Genomic DNA, 24,367 nt, shown 5'->3' with positions numbered 1-24,367 from the left:
ATATGCTACGTCAAATTGCTCCCGAAGTATTTCAGATTTCATTAATGCCACGAAATAGCATCAATTGCTATATAATTGAGGGTGTATTGGTAGATTCCGGAATACGGAGTTCATATCGCTCTGTAAAGAAAGCTGTCCAGAAAATTCCCGTTTATCAGCATATACTGACTCACGCCCATGCAGATCATCAGGGTTGTAGTGATCAGATTTGTGCTGAGTTTGAAATACCATTACTCTGTCATCCTAACGAAGTTTTTAGAACTGAAACAGGTATGGTAACCAACGACTATCCAACTCCACAGCATTGGATAGCAAAGCTACAGCAAAAGTACTGGGCAGGTCAGGGACATAAAGTAAAGCAGACAATTGTTGAAAATGATATCATTGGAGATTTTCGGGTAATAGAGACCCCTGGCCATTCTGCAGGTCATATTTCTTTATTCCGTGAGCGGGATGGAGTATTGATCATCGGAGATGTGGCCACAAATATGAATTTGCTTACCACAGCAGTTGGTTTGAGGCTCCCACCCAATATATTTACATCAGATCAAAGGCGAAATGTCCAATCGCTCAAGAAATTGGCAACACTTAACCCTGCTATCATCTGTTTTGGTCATGGCCCCGTAATGAGAAATACCGATCGGAAGTTTGAAAAATTTGTAGAGAATTGCAGCGTTTCTGGTTAAAAATAGAATACAATGAAATTGCTTGCGTTTTATTGTTCCTATCTGAAAACTCATGATAAGAATTTTAAATTTAACTCATACTTTTTTTATAAAGATTAACAAAAAAGTGTATATTTGCCCAGCAAAAAAAGAAAATGATATTATCTAACTTAAAAAAAGGAAAGAAACAGTACTTACGTCCAACGTCGTGAGTCATTTTCCTATTGGTTAGAAATTAAATAAAAAAGGAGCTTGTCATCACGACAGGCTCCTTTTTTTTATTGATAAAAATTAACAATTAATCTTATTATGAAAGTATTGAAATTTGGAGGGACGTCAGTAGGAAGTCCGGAACGTATCGAACAGTTATTACCAATAATCAGATCTCAGCAATCAGATAAACATTTGGTGGTTTTGTCAGCTGTTTCAGGTACAACAAATGATTTGGTGAAATTATCTGAGCTCTATGAAAACAAAGATATTGAAGCGGCCTACAAGCATATTGATGGACTACAGCAGAAATATATAAAATTTGTAAATGAATTATTTAAAACTGAAAAAGGAATTTTGGAAGCTTTAGCTTTCATTGACAAGATTTTTGATCTTTTTTATCAGTTCAAACATAAAAATTTTTCTTCTACAGCAGAACGTATTATTCTTGCGCAAGGTGAGATTATTTCAACGACCCTTTTTCATTTATACTTAAAAGAAAAAGAAGTTTCTTCTGTATTATTATCAGCATTAGATTTTATGGTAATTGATGAAGACAAAGAACCTAATATTGATGAAATAAGAAAACAGGCAGCTGTTGAAATTGCAAAATATCCGGAAGATACTTTATTCATTACCCAGGGGTATATATGCAGAAATGCTCAGGGCGAAATTGATAATCTGCAAAGGGGAGGTTCTGATTATACCGCTTCCTTGCTGGGAGCAGCATTACAGACAGAAGAAATTCAAATCTGGACAGATATTGATGGTTTTCATAATAATGACCCGAGATATGTGCAGAATACAAAATCTATAGCCAGACTTAGTTTTGATGAAGCAGCCGAACTTTCGTATTTTGGCGCTAAAATCCTTCATCCACAAAGTGTGTTTCCTGCCAGAAAATATAATGTTCCTGTAAGGTTATTAGATACCATGAATCCATCTGCCGTCGGAACATTGATTTCTGGAGAGGCTACCAATCAAAATCAAATTGTGGCAATAGCTGCTAAAGATGGAATCACGGCTATCCGTATTCAATCTTCACGTATGCTGATGGCCTATGGTTTTTTGAGAAAGGTTTTTGAAATTTTTGAACGATACAAAACACCTATAGATATGATTACAACTTCTGAAGTAGCTGTTTCCCTAACCATTGACCAAACGGAAAATCTTTCTGAAATTATAAGAGAACTAAACACCTTTTCAGCTGTTGAAATTGACAGTGAGCAATCTATTATATGTATTGTGGGGGATTTCAGGAAAAATAATCACGGATATGCAACTATTGTCTCTGAAGCAGTAAAACATATTCCAATAAGAATGATCTCCTACGGAGGAAGTGAAAATAATATTTCATTATTAGTTCCTTCAGCTTTTAAGGTAGAAGCTTTGAGATCATTGCATAACAGACTGTTTTAGAAAAATAGATAAGTACTGAAGAAAAATGATATAAAATTTGATTCAAGTTAACGATATCAAAATGTACCACAAAAATAGAGATTTCTTTAAACGGTGATGTATATGGCACAGGCATTGTTAATACTAAAAGAAGTTTTGAAGAGAAAACTTGTTTAACACCACATCACTTTACTTATAATTCATTTTGAACTTTAACCTCCCTATTGACACGGGAGGTTTTTTTATATTATAAGAATATCCAAGACTATCTCTAACCTTTTTATCTGCTATCATATGAAAGAAATTGCTTATATGGTTGGATAGAGACATTGCCATGTTTTCAGGATTACAACAGATCTTTGGTTTATCTGATCCAGAAATGAGCTTGGAATTTATCCCTAAAACCCTGGAAAAACATTGAAGGAAGCTTTTCGTAAGAAAACTGGACAAGTTAAACATGTACAGTTTTTTTACCTTTATTCATGAAATTTTCAAATAAACACGTTGCTTATATACCACTTTTTCATGTTTGCATAATGATATTAAATTGTTGTTTAAGTTAATTGTTTCGTAATTATTTGTAGTTAGAGTGTAAAAAATGGTAATCCAAAATGAAGATTTACCTCTTTTTTAATAATGAAAAGTGTGCTTTTTACATTTTTTTTTCGTGCAAAATGAAAAAAAAATTAACTCTTCTTATCATAATATTTAATCGGAAAAAAATAATCTTTTTAAGAGTATTTTAAAATTGCAATTGATTGTGAATTCATATCTTATGAAATAAGTAAGTGTAAAAACAATGATAACCTTATCATATTTTTTATACAATTCATATCATAAAAATTCGATATGTAAATCATTGATAAGCAGTAGATAATAGCGGATTTATTTTTTTTATTCAGATGAATTTTTATATTTGTAATGTTACCAAAATGTTAACGAACTAATGAATCAGAACTTTATCCATACCTATGTCTCTGTAGATTGTGTTGTATTTGGATTTGACCATGAAAACCGGTTGAATATATTACTAGTACAACGCCATGTTGATGATGTACCGTTGGAAAAACAGATCAAACTTCCAGGAAGCTTAATTTTCAGTGATGAAGATGTAGACGATGCTGCACAAAGAGTACTTCATGAACTTACAGGGATAAAAAAAATGGTTCTCAAGCAGTTTAAATGCTTTGCCGATCCTATGAGAGCAAGTAATGCGCATGATATCAAATGGATGGATCAGGAATATAAACATCATATAGACAGGATTATTACAGTTGCTTACCTTTCTCTTTGTAAAATAGATCACAAGATCAACAGTACAAAATATGAAACCGTAGACTGGTATCCTGTTGATGAGGTTCCTTTGCTGCCTTTTGATCATAACAAGATTATCAATGAATCTTTAATGGAGATCAGAAAATGGATTGAATCTGACTTCTCCATTATTTTCGAACTGCTGCCAAAAAGATTCACCATAAGACAGCTCTATCAGCTCTATAGCGCTTTAAATGAAAAGAATATTGATATCAAAAATTTCCATAAAAAAATATCTTCATTCCCCTATATTGTTCCCTTGGATGAAATTCAAAAAGATGTATCACACCGTGCAGCAAGATATTACAGGTTTGATGCAAAGATTTACAAGAAAAACAATACAAAACTTATAAAATAATTCCTTTAAAAAATTATGTACTTACTAGGCTATGACATTGGCAGTTCTTCTGTGAAAGTGTGTCTCATTGAGGCGTCCAGCGGAAAAGTGATTGCTTCTGAATTTTCTCCCAAAAAAGAGATGAAAATCACTGCTATAAATCCCGGATGGGCAGAGCAAAATCCGGTAGACTGGTGGATCAATCTGAAGTTGGCACACGAAGCTGTCATGCATGAATCCGGAGTACATGCAGAAGATATTAAAGGAATCGGGATTACCTGGCAGATGCATGGGCTGATTCTTGTAGACAAAGATCAGAACCTTTTAAGACCATCCATTATCTGGTGCGACAGCCGTGCTGTACCTTATGGTGAAAAGGCTTTCAAAACCATAGGAGAAGAAAAATGTCTTTCACATCTGTTGAATTCACCGGGAAATTTTACCGCCTCAAAACTTGCATGGGTAAAAGAAAACGAACCTGAGATCTTTGAAAAGATAGATAAAATAATGCTTCCCGGAGACTATATTGCCATGAGACTTTCAGGACAGATAGGAATGACCATTGAAGGGTTATCAGAAGGAATATTCTGGGATTTTAAGAATAACTGCATTTCAGAAGATATTATTAACCACTATGGAATTCCTGAAAGTTTCTTCCCGGAAATTGTACCTACATTTGGTATTCAGGCAACAGTTTCAAAGTCAGCATCAGAAGAATTAGGCTTAAAGGAAGGTACACCTATTTCTTACAGAGCAGGAGACCAGCCCAACAATGCGCTTTCCCTGAATGTCTTTAACCCTGGAGAAATTGCCTCTACAGCAGGAACTTCAGGAGTGGTTTATGGAGTGCTGGACCAGCTGGAATATGATAAATTATCAAGGGTTAATACATTTGCCCATGTCAATTACACACCGGAACAGATCAGGCTTGGGGTTTTACTGTGTATCAACGGAACCGGAATTTTAAATTCCTGGCTGAAGCACAATTTTGCAACTTCGCTTTCTTCGTATGGTGATATGAATGATATGGCTTCACTTTCACCCATCGGATCTAAAGGATTAAGCATTATTCCTTTTGGAAACGGAGCTGAAAGAGTGCTGGAAAATAAGGATACAAGCTGTTCAATTCACGGAATAAACTTTAATATCCATTCAAAAGGCGATATTCTTCGGGCAGCACAGGAAGGTATTGTATTCTCTTACGAATATGGAATGGATATCATGAGAAATATAGGCATGGATATCCAGGTGATCCGTGCCGGAAATGCCAATATGTTTTTAAGTTCGATTTTTCGCCAGTCGCTATCCAGTGTCAGCAACGCGGTTATTGAACTTTATGATACCGATGGAGCGGTAGGAGCAGCAAGAGCTGCCGGAATGGGAATAGGATTTTATTCAGATTCCAGAGAAGCATTCTCTTCACTCGAAAAAATAGCGGTGATAGAGCCCGAACACGAAAAACAGGAACAATATTTAGAAGCCTATGCCAGATGGAAACATCATCTTAACGAAATAATCTAGGACCATTACACAGCATTTTTCATCCTCTTACTGACTTTTCAGAATCAGTGAGAAGGGAATTTCTACGCAAAAAATTAAAAACAGAAATAAAAATAATCAAATAAATATGAACACTTTAACAGGTACAAAAGAGTTTTTTACAGGTATTGAAAAAATTAAGTTTGAAGGGAAAGAAAGTAAGAACCCTTTGGCATTCCGCTATTATGATGCGGAAAAGATCGTGATGGGAAAACCAATGAAAGACTGGACAAGATTTGCGATGGCATGGTGGCATACCTTATGTGCCAACGGAAGTGATCCTTTCGGAGGTCCTACCATTCACCACCCATGGGATATCGGAAACGATCCGGTAACCAGAGCAATGCACAAAATGGACGCAGGTTTCGAATTCATGTCTAAAATGGGATTCAATTACTACTGCTTCCATGATATCGATCTGGTAGACCCTGCCAGCAACTGGAAGGACTACGAGAAAAATATGCAGACTATTGTGGAATATGCAAAACAAAAACAGCAGGAAACAGGAATTAAGCTTTTATGGGGAACAGCCAATGTTTTCACTCATGAAAGATACATGAACGGTGCTTCTACCAATCCAAATTTTGATGTAGTAGCCTGTGCAGGAACTCAGGTGAAAAATTCAATAGATGCCACGATAGCGCTTGGTGGTGAAAATTATGTCTTTTGGGGTGGAAGAGAAGGATATATGAGCCTTTTGAACACAGACATGAAGCGTGAAAAAGATCACCTTGCGCGTTTCCTTTCCATGTCAAGAGACTATGCCCGCCAGCAGGGCTTTAAAGGAACTTTCCTGATTGAGCCAAAACCGATGGAGCCTACCAAACATCAGTACGATTATGATTCTGAAACAGTAATCGGATTTCTTAGACATTACGGATTAGACAAAGATTTCAAATTGAATATCGAAGTGAATCACGCTACATTGGCAGGCCATACATTCGAACATGAGCTTCAGGTTGCAGTTGATGCAGGACTTTTAGGAAGTATTGATGCCAACAGAGGCGATTATCAGAACGGTTGGGATACAGATCAGTTCCCAATTGATTATTACGATATGGTTCAGGCATGGCTTGTATTGCTTCCAGCAGGAGGTCTGGGAACCGGAGGGGTGAATTTTGATGCCAAAATCAGAAGAAATTCTATTGATGCTGAAGATCTGTTCATTTCCCACATCTCAGGAATGGATGTATTCGCAAAAGGTCTTCTTGCTGCAGCTGATATCCTTGAAAATTCAGATTACAAAAAGCTGAGAACAAACCGTTATGCTTCTTTTGATAACGGAAACGGAAAAGCATTTGAAGAAGGCACACTTACACTGGAAGATCTGCAGAGAATAGCTCACGAAATCGGCGAACCACAGCCAAAAAGCGGAAAACAGGAATTGTTTGAAGCCATCGTGAATATGTATATATAATTAAAAATAAAAGGCTTATAAACACTAAGGATTTTTATACACAATAATTATTAAAGAGCCTTTTATTCAACAACTAATATTAAAATAATAATTATGAACCGATTTTATTTCAATAAAAGCAATAGAGCAGCACTGTTTTTTGCAATGACTCTGTTGCCTTGCGGCATAGCATATTCACAGGTTAAGAAAGATACAGTAGCTAAAGAAAATAAAATAGATGAAGTTGTTGTGATAGGATATGGAACCCAGAGAAAAGAAGCTGTGACAGGTTCTGTAGCCACTGTAAAAGGAGATGCCTTGCGTGAAGTACCTTCTGCCAACATTACCCAGGCATTACAGGGAAGGACAGCTGGGGTAGATATCTCGCAAACATCTACAAAACCGGGTGCTGCCATGCAGATTCGTATCAGGGGAACACGATCTCTTACAGGAGATAATAACCCACTGATTGTATTGGATGGTATTCCTTTCGTAGGATCACTGGGAGATATAAGCTCTAGTGACATCAAAAGTATTGATATTCTCAAAGATGCTTCTGCTACAGCCATTTATGGATCAAGAGGAGCAAACGGTGTTATCCTTGTTACCACCAACAGAGGGGCAAAAGGACAGAGACCTAAATTCAGTTATAACACCTTTACAGGAGTTCAGACCTTATTTTCAAAATATCCGATGATGGATGGCCCTAAATTTGCGCAGTTGCGTGCTTATGCCATTCCAGCAGGAAATACAACACCTTTGTATTCCAACGGGGCGGATGAAAATAGCAGTGTTAATACAGACTGGCAAAGTTTGTATTATAAACCTGCCATGATGACCAGTCATGATATTGGCGTATCTGGAGGAACAGAAGGTGGAAATTATAATGTAGGCTTGTCATACTTCAAGCAAAATGCATTAATCCCTATTCAAAGTTATGAAAGATTTGCTCTTCGTATGGCGATTGATCAGCAGGTGGGATCTATCTTTAAGTTCGGTTTCACTACCAATACAAACTATTCCGTTTCTGAAGGAAATGGGGTAAACCCGGGAGCTGTTTTAGGATATTCTCCTATTGCTAATCCTTACAATGCGGACGGAACTCCGAAAAGAGTAATGAGTACAGCTGGCGGTATCGATCAGACATGGATTTATACAAGAGGAAGCCTGGGGAATCTGGGAGATAAATATATCGATGAGACTAAGGCCTTCGCATCCTATAACAATCTTTACGGGGAAGCCAGCCTTCCGATCAAAGGATTAAAGTACAGATTAAATGTAGGGTTGGATTACCGTACTTCAAACAGCGGAAATTACTCCGGTGTAGGAGTCTTTAATACGAATCCTCTAGGTCCTTCCGCAGCCGGAAGAGGGAATAACCAGACCTACCACTGGGTGTTGGAAAACCTTTTAACGTATGACCGTACATTTGGTAAGCATAAAGTAAATGCTGTAGCACTTTATTCAGCAGAACAGAATAAGTATACAAGCTCATACATGAGTGCAAAGAATGTTCCGGCAGACTTTTTCCAGTATTATAACTTAGGACAGTCGCCTCAGGCTGATATTACCGTAAGACCTGAAGACCAGGTGTACTGGAAAACAGGCCTGCTTTCAGCGATGGGAAGAATCATGTATACGTATGATAACAGGTATATGCTTACGGCGACACTTCGTGCTGACGGATCTTCAAGGCTTGCTCCGGGAAACAAGTGGCACACCTATCCCGCATTATCACTAGGGTGGAATGTTACCAATGAATCTTTCATGCAGAATATCAAAGTGATTAATCTCCTTAAATTCAGAGCCGGATGGGGACAGACCTCCAATCAGGCAGTGGATCCATATTCTACGATGGGAAGATTTAACGTTGCTCCTTATAACTACGGAAGTGCAGGAAGTACAGGGATATATGGAAATCAGCCGCCTAACCCAAGCCTGGGATGGGAATATTCAAAAACACAAAACTACGGAGTAGATTTCGGGATCTTGAACAACCGCCTTACGGGGAGTGTGGAGTATTACAAAACCCATACCTATGACCTGTTAACACAGAAAAGCCTTCCGGCATCAAGCGGATGGTCTTCCATTGTTTCCAATGTAGCAGAAACAGAAAATAAAGGAGTTGAAGTTTCTTTAAACGGGGTTATTTTCGATAATCCGGATGGATTTACCTGGGAAGCAGGAGTTAATTTCTATACCAATAAAAACAAAATTTTATCGCTTGCATCAGGAACAGAACGTGACATCAATAACTCATGGTTTGTAGGGCATAATATCAATTCATTATACGATTATCAGTACATCGGTCTTTGGCAGGCAGGCGATCCTTACCAGAATATTCTGGAACCGGGTACTGCTGCAGATGTTGTAGGATCTATCAAAGTTCTTTACACCGGAGGTTATAATGCTGACGGAACACCGGTAAGAGCAATTGGACCGGATGACAGACAGATTTTTGATACGGCTCCGAAATTCCAGGGAGGATTTAATATGCGCTTTGCTTACAAAAATTTTGAACTGAGCACAGTCGGAGCTTTCCAGCATGGGGGAATTTTGGTAAGTACCATTTATGGATCTGCAAGTTATCTTAACCGATTAACGGGAAGAGGAAATAACGTAGATGTAGACTACTGGACAGAAGACAATACAGGAGCTTATTTTCCACGTCCGGGGCGCCATCTGAGTGGTGATAATCCGAAGTATTCTTCTACTTTAGCTATGTTTGATGCTTCTTATCTTAAGCTTCGTACCATTACCTTAGGATATAATGTTAACAAAGATTTTTTAAAGGACCTGAAAATTACCAGCTTAAGAATTTACTTCACCGTAACCAATCCTGTTGTACTATTCTCACCGTATCATAAGTTCTCAGGGATGGATCCGGAACCGAACTCTTTCGGAAATGAAAATCAGGCGGTAAGCGGATATCAGAGCCGCCAGCTTGTTATAGGAACCAATAACCCTTCCACAAGAAATTACTTAATGGGACTTAACTTAACCTTTTAAAACTGTATTGTCATGATAAATTTTAATAAAAAACTGTTATTAGGAGCAATCTTTTTATCCTTAACATTTACAGGTTGTAATGAAATTCTTGATGAACAGCCAAGATCAATATATACCGCTGATTATTTTAATACACCGGATGGTGTTAATCAGGGATTTACGGCTTTATACAGGCAGATGAGATTACTGTACGGCAATGGCTACTTTATGAGCAATTGTCAGAACGGAACTGACGAATCTACCTGGGCACAGAGTGCGGACGGTAACTTTAAGGAATTAGATATGTCCGGAAACGGGATTATCAATTCCAATACCTTTCCTACAAGTATGGTCTGGAACTCTGTATTCCCGTATATCAATACTGCCAACGGAATTATTGAAAAAGGACCAGGATTCGGAATCGCAGAATCTATGATCTCTGAAGCCCGTTTCTTCCGCGGTTTTTACTATTTCATGCTTGTACAAACGTATGGAGGAGTTCCACTGGATTTAGGAACAGGAGAACTGAAATATAACACTTTACCTTCCACCTCTTCCGTAAGAAATACCGTACCGGAAGTATACACAAAAACTGTTTTTGCTGACCTTAAAAAAGCAATAGAAAATCTGCCGGCATCACCAAGGGTAACCGGAGGTGTCACTAAAAATGTAGCAAGACTAATGCTTGCCAAAGCCTATCTTACTTACGGATGGTGGCTGCAGAATCCAAACGGAATTCCAACGTATCCTGAAGCAGCAAGAACTGACCCGGACGGACACAATGCCCAATGGTATTTTCAGCAGGCTTATGATATTGCCTTGGAAGGAATCAACAATCCCGGTCCTTATGCGCTTCAGCCTACCTTCTATGATGTGAATGTAGGTTCAAATGACAGAAATACCGAATCGATGTTGTATGCAGATCATACTCAGTCGAGCACATACTATAACGAAAGTGATCCTGTAGGATTCGGATCAGGCTGGGCTCCGGACAATTTTGCAGCATGGATGCAGACCTGGAACTATACTGCCATCAAAAGTAGTAGAACAACAGCATGGTTAGGGGCAGACATTGTTAGCCCCGTACAGAGAGAAGCATCACAGCCTTTGGGACGTCCTTGGGTTCGTATGTGTCCTACCTTGGGAGTTATTAAAAATACTTTTGCAGATAAAACCAACGATTCCCGTTATGACGGAACTTTTGTAACCACTTACAGAGGAAACTGGAACAAGAATGGAACGGGGTTAACTACAGTTCCCGTACTTTATAATGCCAATAATCTGCCTGTACAGCCAGGAGGTGCTATTTTAAGCTTCCTTAATGATGACAGCCAGACTCCTTCTTATCCTACGGGAGCAGGGCAAAGTGGTGTGGGAGCAGGAACTCTGTCAGGAAGAGCAGACTGGGTCATTGCACCGAACGGAATCAGCAGAATTGTATATCCTGGTCTTTGGAAAATAGGAACTTACCGTACCGATGATCCAAACGGCTTAGGATATCCGAATGCAGGATTAACACGTCCTTTCAGCGTTGCCAAATTCTCAGAATTCTATTTTATTGCCGCAGAAGCAGCTGTAAAAGGGGCTTCAGGAGCTATGACAGCCAGAGATCTTATCAACGTCATCCGTGCCCGTGCCGGAAAATGGAAGTTCAATAATGCACAGAATACCGCTTATGTAGCAGATAACAGTGCCGCAATGACTGTTGCTACGCCATCTGTAATTACCATTGATTATATCCTTGCAGAAAGATCCCGTGAATATTACGGAGAATTCTACAGATGGTATGATCTGGTACGTACACAGAAGTGGGGAGATTATGCAGCAAGTTATCAGATTGGAGGAGCTTCTTATGGAGATCATGCTCCGCAAACGGTTACTAGAACGATAAAACCATTTCATTATCTGAGACCGATTCCTCAGAACCAGATCGATGCCATGGAAGTATCGGCAGATATTAAAGCAAAATATCAGAATCCGGGATACAATTAATTTCATTCTACATTCATATCAGTAACAGAGTAGGTGTGAAAAGCACCTGCTTTGTTTATCTGAATTAAATTTTAAAACTATGGAAAAAACCTGGCGTTGGTTTGGCAAAAAAGACAAAATAGCACTCAGTACACTTCGTCAAATAGGAGTAGAAGGAATTGTTTCTGCCCTGCACGATATCCCAAACGGAGAAATCTGGAATTCAGAGTCCATCAATGATTATAAAAACTATATAGAAAGCCACGGACTTCGCTGGTCTGTTGTGGAAAGTCTTCCCGTAAGCGAAGCCATCAAATACGGAGGTGAAGACCGTGACTCTTTAATAGAAAATTATATCACAAGCCTTGAAAATCTGGGTAAAGCAGGAGTTAAAACAGTTTGCTACAACTTTATGCCTGTTCTCGACTGGGCAAGGACCGATCTTTTTCACGAATGGGAAGATGGTTCATCCTCACTTTATTTTGACAAAGCCAAGTTTGCGTACTTCGAAATTCATATCCTTAAAAGGGAAGGTGCAGAAAACGATTACAGTCCGGAAACCCTTCAAAAAGTAGAAGAATTAAAAAATACATTAACAGAAAAAGATAATCATGACCTGATAGACTCAGTCATTGTAAAAACACAGGGATTCGTGAATGGAAATATCAAAGAAGGAGAATTGAATCCTGTAGAAAAGTTCAAAAGTCTGCTGGCTTTGTACGATGGTATAGATAAGCATCAGCTTCGTCAGAACATGAAATATTTCCTTGAAAAAATAATGCCTGTCTGTGAAAAATGGAGTATCCAGATGTGTGTACATCCTGATGATCCGCCTTTTTCATTACTGGGATTACCAAGAATAGTGACCAATGAAGAAGATATTGACTGGCTGCTGCAGGCTGTTGATAACCCTCACAACGGAGTAACCTTCTGTGCCGGATCTCTCAGTGCCAACCTTCAGAATGATGTTCCAAAGCTTGCGCAAAAATTTGCTCACCGTACCAAATTCGTTCACCTGAGAAGTACAAATGTCTTTGAAAACGGCGATTTCATCGAGTCTCATCATCTGGGAGGAAGAGGAAAGCTCATTGAAGTGATCCGTGTATTCGAAAAAGAAAATCCTGATCTTCCTATGAGGATTGACCATGGTAGACTTTTAACGGAAGATATTGACAAAGGATATAATCCCGGTTACTCATTTTTAGGAAGAATGCTGGCATTGGGCCAGATAGAAGGAGTAATGGCTGCCGTTCAGTCAGAATACAGAAAAATTAATCTGCGTTTGTAATAAAATAGTAAAAAGTAAAATGAAAGACCTGTTTAGTATTAAAAACAAAGTAGCAGTAATCACAGGGGCTTCAGGCGTTTTGGGAGGCAGCCTTGCCAAAAGTTTTATAGAGGCCGGAGCAAAAGTTGTCGCACTGGGAAGAAACCAGGAAACACTGGATGCCCGGGTAAAAGAACTTACAGATTTGGGCGGGGATGCACTTGCTGTAGAAGCCAATGTGATGGATATTGAAAGCCTTGAAGCCGCTTCCTTGAAAATAAAAGAAAAGTATGGCAGCATTGATATTCTGCTTAATATAGCAGGTGGAAACATTCCGTCAGCAACCTTATCACCCGAACAGTCATTTTTTGATATGGATATGAAAGGATGGGCTGAGGTTACCGATCTCAATATCAACGGGACAGTTTACCCCAGCTATGTTTTCGGAAAAGTAATGGCGGAGCAGGGAAGCGGAAACATTATTAATATTTCTTCCATGGCCGCCTATTCAGCAATTACAAGAGTAGCCGGATATTCTGCCGCCAAATCCGCAATCACCAATTTTACCCAATGGATGGCCTCTGATCTGGCATTGAAATTCGGAGATAAAATACGCGTTAATGCTGTAGCACCAGGATTTTTCATTGGTGATCAGAACCGTGCTATTCTGTTGAATCCGGACGGAAGCTTAACCGAAAGAAGTAAAAAAGTAATGGCCAAAACACCCATGCAGAGATTTGGAGAAGTAGAAGAACTGAATGGGGTTGTACAGTTTCTGTGTTCAGATGCTGCAAGTTTCATCACAGGAGCACTGATTCCTGTTGACGGAGGTTTCAGCGCATTCAGCGGAGTATAAAAAGCTAATTTCTTCATATCATCAAACAGAACCTAGTGGTTTCATTAAGGGTTCTGTTTTTAAAATGCCGGCTTTCATGAAGTCAGAAATAAACGACAATTAAAATCCAGGATTGTAACAACAAATAATGAGTAATTCCACTAAAAATAAAGACGTTTTCGGAGAATTGTTTTTGCTTGAATCAGCAAAAGCAGAAAATCTGTATTTCGGTTATGCTAAAGATATGCCGGTTATTGATTATCACAATCATCTTGAGCCAGATGTTATTTCTGCCAATCAGAACTTCCGTTCTCCAACGGCTATCTGGCTGGATGGTGACCATTACAAATGGAGAGCCATGAGAAATTTTGGCATTGATGAACAGTTTATTTCAGGAAATGCTTTAGATCAGGAAAAATTCATGAAATGGGCCGAAGTGGTGCCTTATACCCTTCGCAATCCGCTGTTTCACTGGACGCATCTGGAACTCAAAAATACTTTTGGTATCAACAAATATTTATCACCCAATAATGCAGATACGGTGTATCATCAGATGAATGAAAATCTGCAGACAGACGGCTTTTTACCACAATCCATCATTCAGAATTTTAAGGTAGAAGCGTTGTGCACTACAGATGATCCTGCCGATGATCTGGTTCATCACAAGGCTTTAAAAAACAGTGGATTTAACACAGCTGTTCTTCCGGCTTTCCGCCCTGATGCCTATATCAATATGATTAATCCTGAACAGTATCTTTCAGGAATTAAAAAGCTTGAAAAAGTATGTGGATTTTCCATCGTGTCAGCTTCTGATCTGTTGAATGCACTTCAGTCCAGAATCAATTATTTTGTGGAAGCAGGAGCAAAAGTAGCTGATCACGGCTTTGAATATTTCCCGGATACCACAAAGTGGAATCAAAACCTTGAAAAAGAATTTTCCGGATTCCTGAAAGGGAATATTTCAACATTTTCCGACCCGGATGCCTTATGCGGCTATATGCTGAAAGAGCTTTGCAAAATGTATGCAGAAAAAGGCTGGGTACAGCAGTTTCATGTAGGGGCAACCCGAAACAACAATTCAGAAATGTTCAGAAAAATGGGAGCCAATGCAGGATATGATGCTATTGGAGAACCATATTATGCACAGCGATTGAGCGTTTTGCTGGATGCATTGAATTCAGAAGAAAAACTGGCCAAAACCATTATATACAATCTGAATCCGGCATTTAATGAAGTTCTGGCAACTCTTGCCGGAAATTTCAACGAAGGAGGTATTAAATCCAAAGTACAGTTTGGAGCAGCCTGGTGGTTTCTTGATCAGCTCGACGGGATGACCAAACAGATGAACACACTTTCCAATATCGGTTTGATAAGCACTTTTGTCGGCATGTTGACCGATTCCCGAAGCCTGCTGTCATTCTCAAGACATGATTATTTCAGAAGGCTTTTGTGCAATCTGTTCGGAAGTGAAATGGAAAGAGGTCTTCTTCCCGATGATGAAAAATGGGTAGGAAAGATCATTCAGGATATCTGTTATCACAATACAAAAAATTATTTTGAAATCTAATACCATGCACGACTCGACGAAAATACTATGTTTCGGGGAACTGCTTCTCCACTTTGCCCCGGATTCCGAAGGAAACTGGTTGAACGAGCAGTCTCTGAAAATGTATGTGGGCGGTGCCGAATACAATGTAGCGGCAGCACTTTCCCAGTGGAAGAATTCTGTGAAATTATTATCAGCTTTACCTGAGAATTTTGTTGGAAATCACTTAGAATTTCAGCTTAACAATAAAGGAATAGAAGTTCTTGCAGAAAAAACTCAAGGGAGAATAGGAACATTTTACCTTTCTTCTGATGGAGATATGCAGAACGCTTCAGTGGTTTACGACCGATTTCCGTCTGTTTTTACCCAATCGGATTTTGAAACTTTCAGTGATGATGAGATATTTTCAGGAGTAAAATGGCTGCATATCAGTACCATCACACCGGCTTTGAGTGACAATGCATTCCGTAAATGTTTACAGATCATGAAAGAAGCCAGAACAAGAAATATTACAGTTTCTCTTGATCTGAATTACAGAGCATTGCTTTGGCAAAACCAGAATCCTCACAAAATTAAAGAGCTGATGCCTTTTGTGAACGTTCTTATGGGAAATATCTGGTCTGTAGGGCAGTTCCTGGATATTCCGGTTAAATATGAGCTTAACGGAAATTTCGATGATGAAAACCTTCTGAAACAGGCTGAAAAAACAGCATTGGAAATCAGGAAGCAATTTCCGGATGTGGAAAAAATTGCGAATACCTTCCGCTTTACAAACGGGGAACAGGTGAATTACTTTGCCACCTTATTTGCTGATGAACAGCTTTTGATTTCAGAAAAATATAATTCAGATACCATTAAAGAAAGAGTAGGAAGCGGTGATTCTTTCATGGCCGCTTTAATTCATGGAATTTTAAAAGGAAATCCTGATCAGCAGATCCTGGAAGATGCGACAAAAGTTGCTTTTAAAAAGCTTTTTGTAAAAGGAGATACCATTGATGAAAGCATTAATTTCGAAACATTATGAGTGAAATAGTACAAAAAATAAAAGAACAGAAAATCGTTCCGTTGTTTTATAACGAATCGTTTGAGGTCTCAAAAAATATCGTAAAAGCTTTATACGAAGCAGGAATCCGTGTGATAGAATATACCAACCGCGGTCATCAGGCATTGGAAAATTTCACTAAGCTGAAAGAAATTTCCCATACAGAATTTCCTGATCTTCTGTTAGGAATCGGGACGGTAAAAAACATACAGGAAATGGATGATTATGCTAACGCAAAAGCAGATTTCATCATTACACCGGTTATCAGTGAAGCATTGGTAAACCATGCTCTCGAAAAAAATCTCCTTCTGATTCCGGGCTGCTTTACCCCTTCTGATATCAATATCGCGCATCAGAATGGGTTAACACTGGTTAAAATATTTCCGGCTGATGCCTTAGGAAAGAACTACATCAAATCGGTACAGCCTGTTTTTCCGGGAATGAATTTTATGCCCACCGGAGGAATCCATGCTGAAACTGAAGATATCAGTGAATGGCTCAATGGAGGTGCCATAGCAGCAGGGCTGGGAAGCTCTCTCATCGGAAAAGATAATAATGAAGAAGAACTGACTCTGAAAACAAAAAAATTATTACAACAACTTAATCAATAACTCAATGCAGGCTCCTCAAAACCTCAATATAAGATGGTGGATGCTGTCCCTTGTCTTTCTCGCCACTACGATCAATTATCTTGACCGTCAGGTAATGGGTTTGCTGAAACCTGTGCTGGAAAAAGAATTCAGCTGGGATGAAAAAGACTACAGCTATATCGTTATGGCTTTTACCACGACATATGCCATCGGTTATATGGCGATGGGAAGGTTTATAGACAAGGTCGGAACCAAAATCGGGTATGCAGTTTCCCTTATTGTATGGAGTTTGGCCTCGATAGGACATGGTCTTGTCAAAAGTACCATCGGGTTTATCATTGCGAGAAGCACGTTGGGAATCAGTGAAGCAGGAAACTTTCCTGCTGCCATCAAATCAGTGGCTGAATGGTTTCCCAAAAAAGAAAGAGCACTGGCAACGGGAATTTTTAACTCAGGAGCGACGGTGGGAGCTATTTTGGCGCCGCTACTGGTTCCGTTCATTCTTGGACATTACGGCTGGAGGCAGACTTTTGTGTGGATTGGAGCTTTGGGCATGATTTGGATTATCCTTTGGTGGAAATTTTATGCCGTACCGGAAAAAACAAAAAATCTCAGCAAGGAAGAACTGCAATACATTAAAAGTGATCAGGCTGAAAAAGCAGAAGAGAAAACCAAAATTCCTTTATCGGAATTACTCAAATATAAAGTAACATGGTCGTTTGCCATCGGTAAAATGTTAACCGATCCTATCTGGTATTTCTTCATGTTCTGGCTGCCGGCCTATTTCTCGGATGTATTTAAAATGGATTTAACAAAACCATCGCTTCCGTTAATTATTATTTACAGCGGAACCACGATCGGAAGTATTGGTGGAGGATATCTCTCATCATTTCTGATCAAAAAAGGCTGGGCCATCGGAAGAGCCAGAAGCATTACCATGTTATTGTTTGCTTTGATGGTAGTTCCGGTCATGTTCTCAAAATATGTAGATAATATGTGGATGATCACAATCATCATTGCCTTTGCAACAGCTGCACATCAAGGATGGGGAGCCAATCTTATGACAACGGTCGGAGATCAGTTACCCAATAATTATGTCAGTTCTGTCATTGGTTTTGGCGGAATGCTGGGCTCAGCGGCAGGAATTATTTTTCCGCTTTTTATCGGAATTGTTCTCGATGCCTTTAAAAAATCAGGAAATATCAACGGAGGCTATAATATTATATTTTTCATAGCCGGAATATCCTATGTTACAGCCTGGGGATTAATTAAAATAGTCAACCGGAAGAAAACCGCTTAAAATATATAACGATCGGTAAACGATTATAATGATAAATATAAATGCCATTTGCTGAGTATAACGACTTGGCGAACCTTAAAAAGATAGTCGTTAAAAAATTTGCGGACTTAGCGTTAAAAAGAACAACACCTATTCAAAAATATACATTTTAAAAACTATAAAAAAAGAATAACAATGAAACAGAATATAATGAATTTAGCTTTTTTCAGGAATAAAACGAATATCCTTGCAGCAGCAGCTTTGCTCTCGGTGACTACTATTTCTGCCCAGACTTTCTCAGACTTCAATTACCGTGGAAACGATAAAATATACAATGATAACCCTCTTAAACCAGACGAATTTTATTCCCCGATTCTTCAGGGCTGTTATCCCGATCCCAGTATTACCAGAAAAGGCGAAGATTACTATCTCGTAAACTCTTCATTTTCAATGTTTCCGGGAGTTCCTATTTTTACTTCTAAAGATCTTGTGAACTGGAAACAGGTAGGGCACGTTCTGGACAGACCTTCACAGCTTAAGGTTGAAAAATCAGGCGTTTCCCATGGAATTTATGCCCCGGACATCAAATACAATAAGCACAACGATACTTTTTATATGATCACTACCCAGTTTGCAGGTGGTATTGGAAATATGGTCGTAAAAACCAAAGATCCGGCAAAAGGATGGAGCGAAGTTCAGAAACTCAATTTTGAAGGTATTGATCCTGCTATTTTCTTTGATGATGATGGAAAAGCATATATCGTTCATAATGATGCTCCACCACAAGGTAGCGAGCAGTACAATGGCCACCGTGTGATTAAGATGTGGGATTATGATCTCGAAAAAGACCAGGTAGTTCCGGGTTCGGATAAAATTATTGTAAACGGAGGGGTAGACCTTTCCCAAAAACCCATCTGGATTGAAGGGCCTCATATTTACAAAAAGAATGGCAAATATTACCTGATGTGTGCAGAAGGAGGAACCGGTGGTAATCACAGTGAAGTTATTTTTATGTCCGATTCTCCCAAAGGACCTTACGTTCCGGCTGATAATAATCCGATTCTGACGCAGCGCTATTTCCCAAAAGACCGAAAAGAAAAAGTAGACTGGGCAGGTCATGCAGATCTGGTAGAAACACCGGAAGGCCAATATTATGGAGTATTTTTAGCAATTCGTCCGAATGTCAGCAATCGTGTTAACAAAGGCCGTGAAACTTTTATTCTTCCTGTAGACTGGAGCGGAACGTATCCTGTGTTTCAAAATGGCCTGGTTCCGATGAAACCAAAATTGAAAATGCCACAAGGTGTTCAGAATCAAACCGGACAAACCGGATTTTTCCCGAACGGCAACTTTACATACAACGATAAACTAACCGATAAAAACCTCGATTTCCGTTGGATTGCCATGCGTGGTCCTCGTGAAAACTTTATTACGGTTACAAAAAACGGAGTGAAAGTAAACCCTTTTGCCACCAATATCAAGGCATTGGCTCCGGTTTCTGCATTGTTCCACAGATTGCAGCATGAATCTTTTGAAACTTCTGTAACCCTGGATTTTAAGCCTAAATCAGAAAAAGAACTGGCAGGAATTACCTGTTATCAAAGCGAAACATTTCATTATGTTTTCGGAATCACGAAAAAAGATAAAGATTTCTACATCGTATTGGAAAGAACAGAAAAAGGCCAATCAAAGCTGATCGCCAGCGAGAAAATTTCATTATCCAAACCGGTTAAACTGCAGGTTGTTGCCGATAAAGATGAACATAGCTTTAATTATTCACTGGATGGCACGAATTATAAAAATTTGGGAGGACCGGTTTCAGGAGATATTCTTTCTACTGATGTAGCGGGAGGCTTTACAGGAAGCCTTATCGGGCTTTACAGTACATCTTCCAATGATATTGTACCGAATTAAGTTAGTATTAGCAATGTCACACTGAGCTTGTCGAAGTGTTCCTTTTAAGATTGTAAAGAATTAAATCGAACCAAAATATCAAAACCTTGAAAATCAAAAAATCTTATATAGTTTCTTTATTGGGATTTATCGGGCTGAATCTTCTTTCAGCCCAGGTAAATCCTTCCGGAAAACAGAGTACTGCATTTACCAATCCCATCATCTGGGCAGATGCACCGGATTTATCCATTACCAGAAACGGAAACGATTTTTACCTGATCAGTACCACCATGCATCTGATGCCGGGAGCTCCGGTAATGCATTCCAGGGATCTGGTACATTGGGAAATGTCTGGTTATGTCTTCGATACTTTGAATGACAACTCGAAATATGATTTATTGAACGGAACCGTTTACGGTAGAGGTCAATGGGCTTCTTCAATCCGTTATCATAAAGGAGAATATTACGTTTTATTCTCTCCAAATGATGAACCTTTCAAATCTTATTTCTATGTGACTGATGATCCTGAAAAAGGAAAATGGAAGCTGATCACCAGAACACGGCATTTTCATGATGCTTCACTGTTTTTTGATGACGATAACAGAATATATATTTTCACTTCCAACAAAGTTTTTGAACTGAGCCCCGATTTTAAAGAAGTGATCGGAAATCCGGATGGAACTGAGGTATTTCAGAAAGATGCTTCGGAAACCGGACTTCTGGAAGGAAACCAGATCATCAAAAGAAACGGAAAATATTATATGATGATGATATCCTGGCCCAAAAACGGAAAACGCCGCCAGATCGTCTACAGAGCAGATAAAGTGATAGGCCCTTACGAGAAAAAAGTCGTTTTGGAAGACAATTTTTTAGGGTTCTCTTACGCAGGTCAGGGCGCTTTGATTGATGATAAAAACGGAAACTGGTATTCTCTTATTTTTCAGGACAGAAATGGAGTAGGACGTGTTCCGCTGCTGCTTCCCGTACAATGGGAAAATGACTGGCCGGTACTGGGAGATAACGGAAAAGTTCCTCTGAAGGGAGAAGTTCCGCTTCCGCTATTCAAAGCAAAAAATCATCTTGTAGAAAGCGATGAGTTCTCTGATAAAACAATGAAAATCCAGTGGCAATGGAATCATAATCCGGTGAATGAAGCCTGGTCTTTATCCGAAAGAAAAGGCTTTCTGAGACTGAAAACCAGCAGAGTCGTGGACAATCTGTACGCGGCACCCAACACTTTAACCCAGAGAATGGAAGGTCCAACCTCTTCAGCAGTTATCGCAATGGACCTTAAAGGAATGAAAGATGGAGATGTAGCGGGTTTCAGCGCCTTCAACGGGGATTCCGGGATATTGTCAGTAGTGAAGGAGGGTGAAGAAAAATTCATTGTTTTTTCAACCAACGAAGTGAGCCTGGACAATAAGACAAAAGCCATTACTGGAGTTAAAAAAGAAGAAAAAAAACGGATTCCTCTCAATTCGGATAAGGTTTTTCTCCGTATTGATGCTGATTTTAACCTCGGGAAAGATCTTGCAGACTTTTATTACAGTACCGATCAGAAGAAATGGACCGAAATTGCAAAAGACTACAAAATGATCTTTGATTACCGGAGATTTTTTATGGGATCCAAATTCGCAGTTTTCAATTATGCCACTAAAAATACCGGAGGTTTCGTAGATGTGGATTTTTTTAGGATCAATGAAACTGGAAAATAATAAGCAGAAGCAAAGAAAATGTGTGATAAATAAGCAAAGAAATAATACGCTATTATTTTTTTAACTGAAATAATAAGTGTTAAAACTACAAATAAAAATCATGAATAAGTCAGTTGTATTAGCATTAGGTTTCATGCTGTCAGGAGTTTTTATTTCTGCACAGGTTTTTGATAAAAAAGTACCACAGGATTTCGATACAGAAAAAAAGGAAATTCCACACGGAAAAATTGATACTATACAGTATTCTTCGGCAACGGTTGGAACTACACGTAAAGCTTTGGTATATACGCCTCCCGGATATAAAAAAGGTGCTCAATATCCCGTTCTATATCTGCTACACGGTATTGGAGGAGATGAAAAAGAGTGGTTTAAAAATGGAACTCCGCAAATTATTTTAGATAATCTCTATGCCAAAGGAAAACTTTCTCCCATGATCGTTGTACTTCCCAACGGCCGGGCGATGAAGGATGACAGGGCAACCGGAGACATCATGGCAAAGGATAAAGTAGAAGCTTTTGCAACCTTTGAAAAAGACCTGCTGAATGATCTGATTCCCTTTGTAGAAAAAAAATATCCTATTAAAAAAAACAGAACTGACAGAGCGATTGCCGGACTTTCCATGGGTGGTGGACAGACCCTGAATTTCGGACTGGGAAATATCGATAAGTTCGCATGGGTGGGAGCCTTTTCCGCAGCTCCAAATACAAAAGAACCTCAAGTTCTTCTCCCGGATCCATCCAAAGCTAAAGATTTACAACTTCTCTGGATCTCATGCGGAGACCAGGACAGGCTAATGCCTTTCAGTAAAAGAACGAGTGACTATCTTACAGACAATAAAATTCCCCATATTTTTTATATAGAACCGGGCGGTCACGATTTCAAAGTGTGGAAAAATGATCTGTATCTGTTCTCACAGTTGCTTTTCAAACCTGTCAATCAGGAAGAAGTCAATCGTATTCTGAAGTCACAATAAATACAGGATTAAGCTTTTAAATCCAAATTTCTATGAATATCCGTACAATACATATAAGTTTCATTTCGCTGATAGGTTTATTTTCAATGGGAACTGCGCAGAACCCTATTATTCAGACCAATTACACTGCAGACCCGGCACCAATGGTGTACAATGACAGGCTGTATGTGTACACTACCCATGATGAGGATGACTCCACCTGGTTTACCATGAACGACTGGAAAGTGTATTCCACCAACGATATGGTGAACTGGACTGATCACGGAACAATTCTTTCCTATAAAGATTTCGACTGGGCAAAACGCGATGCCTGGGCCGCACAATGCGTAGAAAGAAACGGAAAGTTTTTTTTATACGTTCCGATGTGGTCGAAAGCCAATGACAAAGGTGCTATAGGGGTTGCCGTTGGCGACAGTCCGTTGGGGCCTTTTCATGATCCGCTGGGAAAACCTCTTGTTCAGAGCGAATGGGGAGATATTGATCCCACCGTTTTTGTGGATGATGACGGACAGGCTCATATGTATTGGGGAAATCCTAAATTAAAATACGTAAAGCTGAATGAAGATATGATCTCCTATTCCGGAAATATTATAGAAGTTCCGATGACCGAAGAATCATTTGGAAAAAGGGACGGAAAACCTAACCCGGAAAGACCCACAAAATACGAAGAAGGCCCGTGGCTGTACAAAAGGAAAAACCTGTATTATCTTTTCTGGCCAGGTGGTCCGCTTCCTGAATTCATAGGCTATTCTACAGGTAAAACAGCACAGGGACCCTGGAAATATGGAGGAATTGTTATGCCTACGGAAGGGAAATCATTCACCAATCATCCCGGTGTTATTGATTTCCGGGGGAAAACCTATTTCTTTTATCACAATGGTGCATTGCCGGGCGGAAGCGGGTTTACAAGATCAGTAAGTCTGGAAGAGCTTACCTTCAATAAAGACGGATCCATTTCGCCATTTAAAATGACTAACGGAATTACAAAAGCTATCGCAACAGTTAATCCTTATTCATTCAATCAGGCAGAAATGATTGCCTGGTCGGAAAATGTAAAATCCTATCAGAATAAAGAGGTTGGTGTTTTCATCAAAGCAAAGAAAAATGGAGCGTATACCAGTGTAAAGAACGTTGATTTCCGGAAAAAAGGAGCTAGTTCTTTTTCTGCAAGGGTCGGAACTACCCATAACAGTGACGTCACAATGACCATTCATTTGGATGCTGTGAACGGACCGGTTGCTGCAACGGTAAAGGTTCCGCTGACGGGCGGTGATGACCGCTGGGAAACCGTAAAAGTTCAGTTGACTGAAAAAATTACCGGCATTCATGATCTGTATTTTGTATTCAATGGAAAAGCCTCAACAGATATTATGTATTTCGATTACTGGACCTTTCTTGAAAATAATTAA

The 24,367-nt window shown here is 39.2% G+C and carries 17 protein-coding genes; all 17 read left to right on the top strand.

What is annotated here, in order from left to right; genetic code table 11:
- Positions 1-2 precede the first annotated feature (2 nt).
- Positions 3-686, top strand: a complete 684-nt coding sequence (locus A1704_RS01800) for an MBL fold metallo-hydrolase (RefSeq protein ID WP_062669899.1) — start codon at positions 3-5, stop codon at positions 684-686.
- Positions 687-974: 288 nt separating this feature from the next.
- On the top strand, positions 975-2,294 hold the full coding sequence (locus A1704_RS01795; protein WP_062669897.1) for an aspartate kinase: 1,320 nt from the start codon (positions 975-977) through the stop codon (positions 2,292-2,294).
- A 925-nt stretch (positions 2,295-3,219) separates the two neighbouring features.
- A complete protein-coding gene (locus tag A1704_RS01790) occupies positions 3,220-3,945 on the top strand; it encodes an NUDIX hydrolase (protein ID WP_062669895.1) in 726 nt (241 codons plus the stop codon).
- Positions 3,946-3,960: 15 nt separating this feature from the next.
- Positions 3,961-5,445, top strand: coding sequence for a xylulokinase (locus A1704_RS01785; protein ID WP_062669893.1), 1,485 nt, complete (start codon positions 3,961-3,963; stop codon positions 5,443-5,445).
- A gap of 106 nt (positions 5,446-5,551) precedes the next feature.
- Positions 5,552-6,880, top strand: a complete 1,329-nt coding sequence (xylA, locus tag A1704_RS01780; protein WP_062669891.1) for a xylose isomerase — start codon at positions 5,552-5,554, stop codon at positions 6,878-6,880.
- Positions 6,881-6,973: 93 nt separating this feature from the next.
- Positions 6,974-9,868 carry a SusC/RagA family TonB-linked outer membrane protein gene (locus A1704_RS01775; RefSeq protein WP_062669889.1) on the top strand — a complete coding sequence of 965 codons (2,895 nt, stop codon included), beginning with the start codon at positions 6,974-6,976 and terminating at the stop codon, positions 9,866-9,868.
- 12 nt (positions 9,869-9,880) lie between these two features.
- On the top strand, positions 9,881-11,839 hold the full coding sequence (locus A1704_RS01770) for a RagB/SusD family nutrient uptake outer membrane protein (protein ID WP_062669887.1): 1,959 nt from the start codon (positions 9,881-9,883) through the stop codon (positions 11,837-11,839).
- Positions 11,840-11,918: 79 nt separating this feature from the next.
- Entirely contained in the window at positions 11,919-13,106 is a 1,188-nt protein-coding gene (gene uxuA / locus A1704_RS01765; protein ID WP_062669885.1) for a mannonate dehydratase, read from the top strand.
- A 19-nt stretch (positions 13,107-13,125) separates the two neighbouring features.
- The gene (locus A1704_RS01760; RefSeq protein ID WP_062669883.1) at positions 13,126-13,941 is read left to right on the top strand and encodes an SDR family oxidoreductase; all 816 of its coding nucleotides are present in this window, start codon (positions 13,126-13,128) and stop codon (positions 13,939-13,941) included.
- A 127-nt stretch (positions 13,942-14,068) separates the two neighbouring features.
- Positions 14,069-15,487, top strand: a complete 1,419-nt coding sequence (gene uxaC / locus A1704_RS01755) for a glucuronate isomerase (RefSeq protein ID WP_062669881.1) — start codon at positions 14,069-14,071, stop codon at positions 15,485-15,487.
- Between the two features lie 4 nt (positions 15,488-15,491).
- Positions 15,492-16,490, top strand: coding sequence for a sugar kinase (locus tag A1704_RS01750; protein WP_062669879.1), 999 nt, complete (start codon positions 15,492-15,494; stop codon positions 16,488-16,490).
- Positions 16,487-17,119 carry a bifunctional 4-hydroxy-2-oxoglutarate aldolase/2-dehydro-3-deoxy-phosphogluconate aldolase gene (locus A1704_RS01745; RefSeq protein ID WP_062669878.1) on the top strand — a complete coding sequence of 211 codons (633 nt, stop codon included), beginning with the start codon at positions 16,487-16,489 and terminating at the stop codon, positions 17,117-17,119. Before A1704_RS01750 ends, A1704_RS01745 begins: the two co-directional genes overlap by 4 nt.
- A 4-nt stretch (positions 17,120-17,123) precedes the next feature.
- The gene (locus A1704_RS01740) at positions 17,124-18,398 is read left to right on the top strand and encodes an MFS transporter (protein ID WP_062669876.1); all 1,275 of its coding nucleotides are present in this window, start codon (positions 17,124-17,126) and stop codon (positions 18,396-18,398) included.
- Between the two features lie 174 nt (positions 18,399-18,572).
- Positions 18,573-20,291, top strand: coding sequence for a glycoside hydrolase family 43 protein (locus tag A1704_RS01735; protein WP_117753076.1), 1,719 nt, complete (start codon positions 18,573-18,575; stop codon positions 20,289-20,291).
- 86 nt (positions 20,292-20,377) lie between these two features.
- On the top strand, positions 20,378-21,985 hold the full coding sequence (locus A1704_RS01730; RefSeq protein ID WP_062669874.1) for a glycoside hydrolase family 43 protein: 1,608 nt from the start codon (positions 20,378-20,380) through the stop codon (positions 21,983-21,985).
- A gap of 100 nt (positions 21,986-22,085) precedes the next feature.
- Complete coding sequence (locus tag A1704_RS01725) at positions 22,086-22,958, top strand: alpha/beta hydrolase (RefSeq protein ID WP_062669872.1); 873 nt, start codon at positions 22,086-22,088, stop codon at positions 22,956-22,958.
- Between the two features lie 32 nt (positions 22,959-22,990).
- Positions 22,991-24,367: a glycoside hydrolase family 43 protein gene (locus A1704_RS01720; RefSeq protein ID WP_062669870.1), complete on the top strand. Its 1,377-nt coding sequence runs from the start codon at positions 22,991-22,993 to the stop codon at positions 24,365-24,367.

The organism is Chryseobacterium cucumeris, assembly GCF_001593385.1.
GTDB lineage: Bacteria > Bacteroidota > Bacteroidia > Flavobacteriales > Weeksellaceae > Chryseobacterium > Chryseobacterium cucumeris.
The sequence above is the reverse complement of the archived record's forward strand: the minus strand, read 5'-3'. Positions and strand labels throughout refer to the sequence as shown.

Coding starts and splice junctions, on each gene's coding strand:
- A1704_RS01725 (WP_062669872.1), top strand. CDS start 22,086: ATGAATAAGTCAGTTGTATTAGCATTAGGTTTCATGCTGTCAGGAGTT.
- A1704_RS01775 (WP_062669889.1), top strand. CDS start 6,974: ATGAACCGATTTTATTTCAATAAAAGCAATAGAGCAGCACTGTTTTTT.
- A1704_RS01760 (WP_062669883.1), top strand. CDS start 13,126: ATGAAAGACCTGTTTAGTATTAAAAACAAAGTAGCAGTAATCACAGGG.
- uxaC (WP_062669881.1), top strand. CDS start 14,069: ATGAGTAATTCCACTAAAAATAAAGACGTTTTCGGAGAATTGTTTTTG.
- A1704_RS01750 (WP_062669879.1), top strand. CDS start 15,492: ATGCACGACTCGACGAAAATACTATGTTTCGGGGAACTGCTTCTCCAC.
- A1704_RS01785 (WP_062669893.1), top strand. CDS start 3,961: ATGTACTTACTAGGCTATGACATTGGCAGTTCTTCTGTGAAAGTGTGT.
- A1704_RS01735 (WP_117753076.1), top strand. CDS start 18,573: ATGAAACAGAATATAATGAATTTAGCTTTTTTCAGGAATAAAACGAAT.
- xylA (WP_062669891.1), top strand. CDS start 5,552: ATGAACACTTTAACAGGTACAAAAGAGTTTTTTACAGGTATTGAAAAA.
- A1704_RS01795 (WP_062669897.1), top strand. CDS start 975: ATGAAAGTATTGAAATTTGGAGGGACGTCAGTAGGAAGTCCGGAACGT.
- A1704_RS01800 (WP_062669899.1), top strand. CDS start 3: ATGCTACGTCAAATTGCTCCCGAAGTATTTCAGATTTCATTAATGCCA.
- A1704_RS01770 (WP_062669887.1), top strand. CDS start 9,881: ATGATAAATTTTAATAAAAAACTGTTATTAGGAGCAATCTTTTTATCC.
- A1704_RS01720 (WP_062669870.1), top strand. CDS start 22,991: ATGAATATCCGTACAATACATATAAGTTTCATTTCGCTGATAGGTTTA.
- A1704_RS01745 (WP_062669878.1), top strand. CDS start 16,487: ATGAGTGAAATAGTACAAAAAATAAAAGAACAGAAAATCGTTCCGTTG.
- uxuA (WP_062669885.1), top strand. CDS start 11,919: ATGGAAAAAACCTGGCGTTGGTTTGGCAAAAAAGACAAAATAGCACTC.
- A1704_RS01790 (WP_062669895.1), top strand. CDS start 3,220: ATGAATCAGAACTTTATCCATACCTATGTCTCTGTAGATTGTGTTGTA.
- A1704_RS01740 (WP_062669876.1), top strand. CDS start 17,124: ATGCAGGCTCCTCAAAACCTCAATATAAGATGGTGGATGCTGTCCCTT.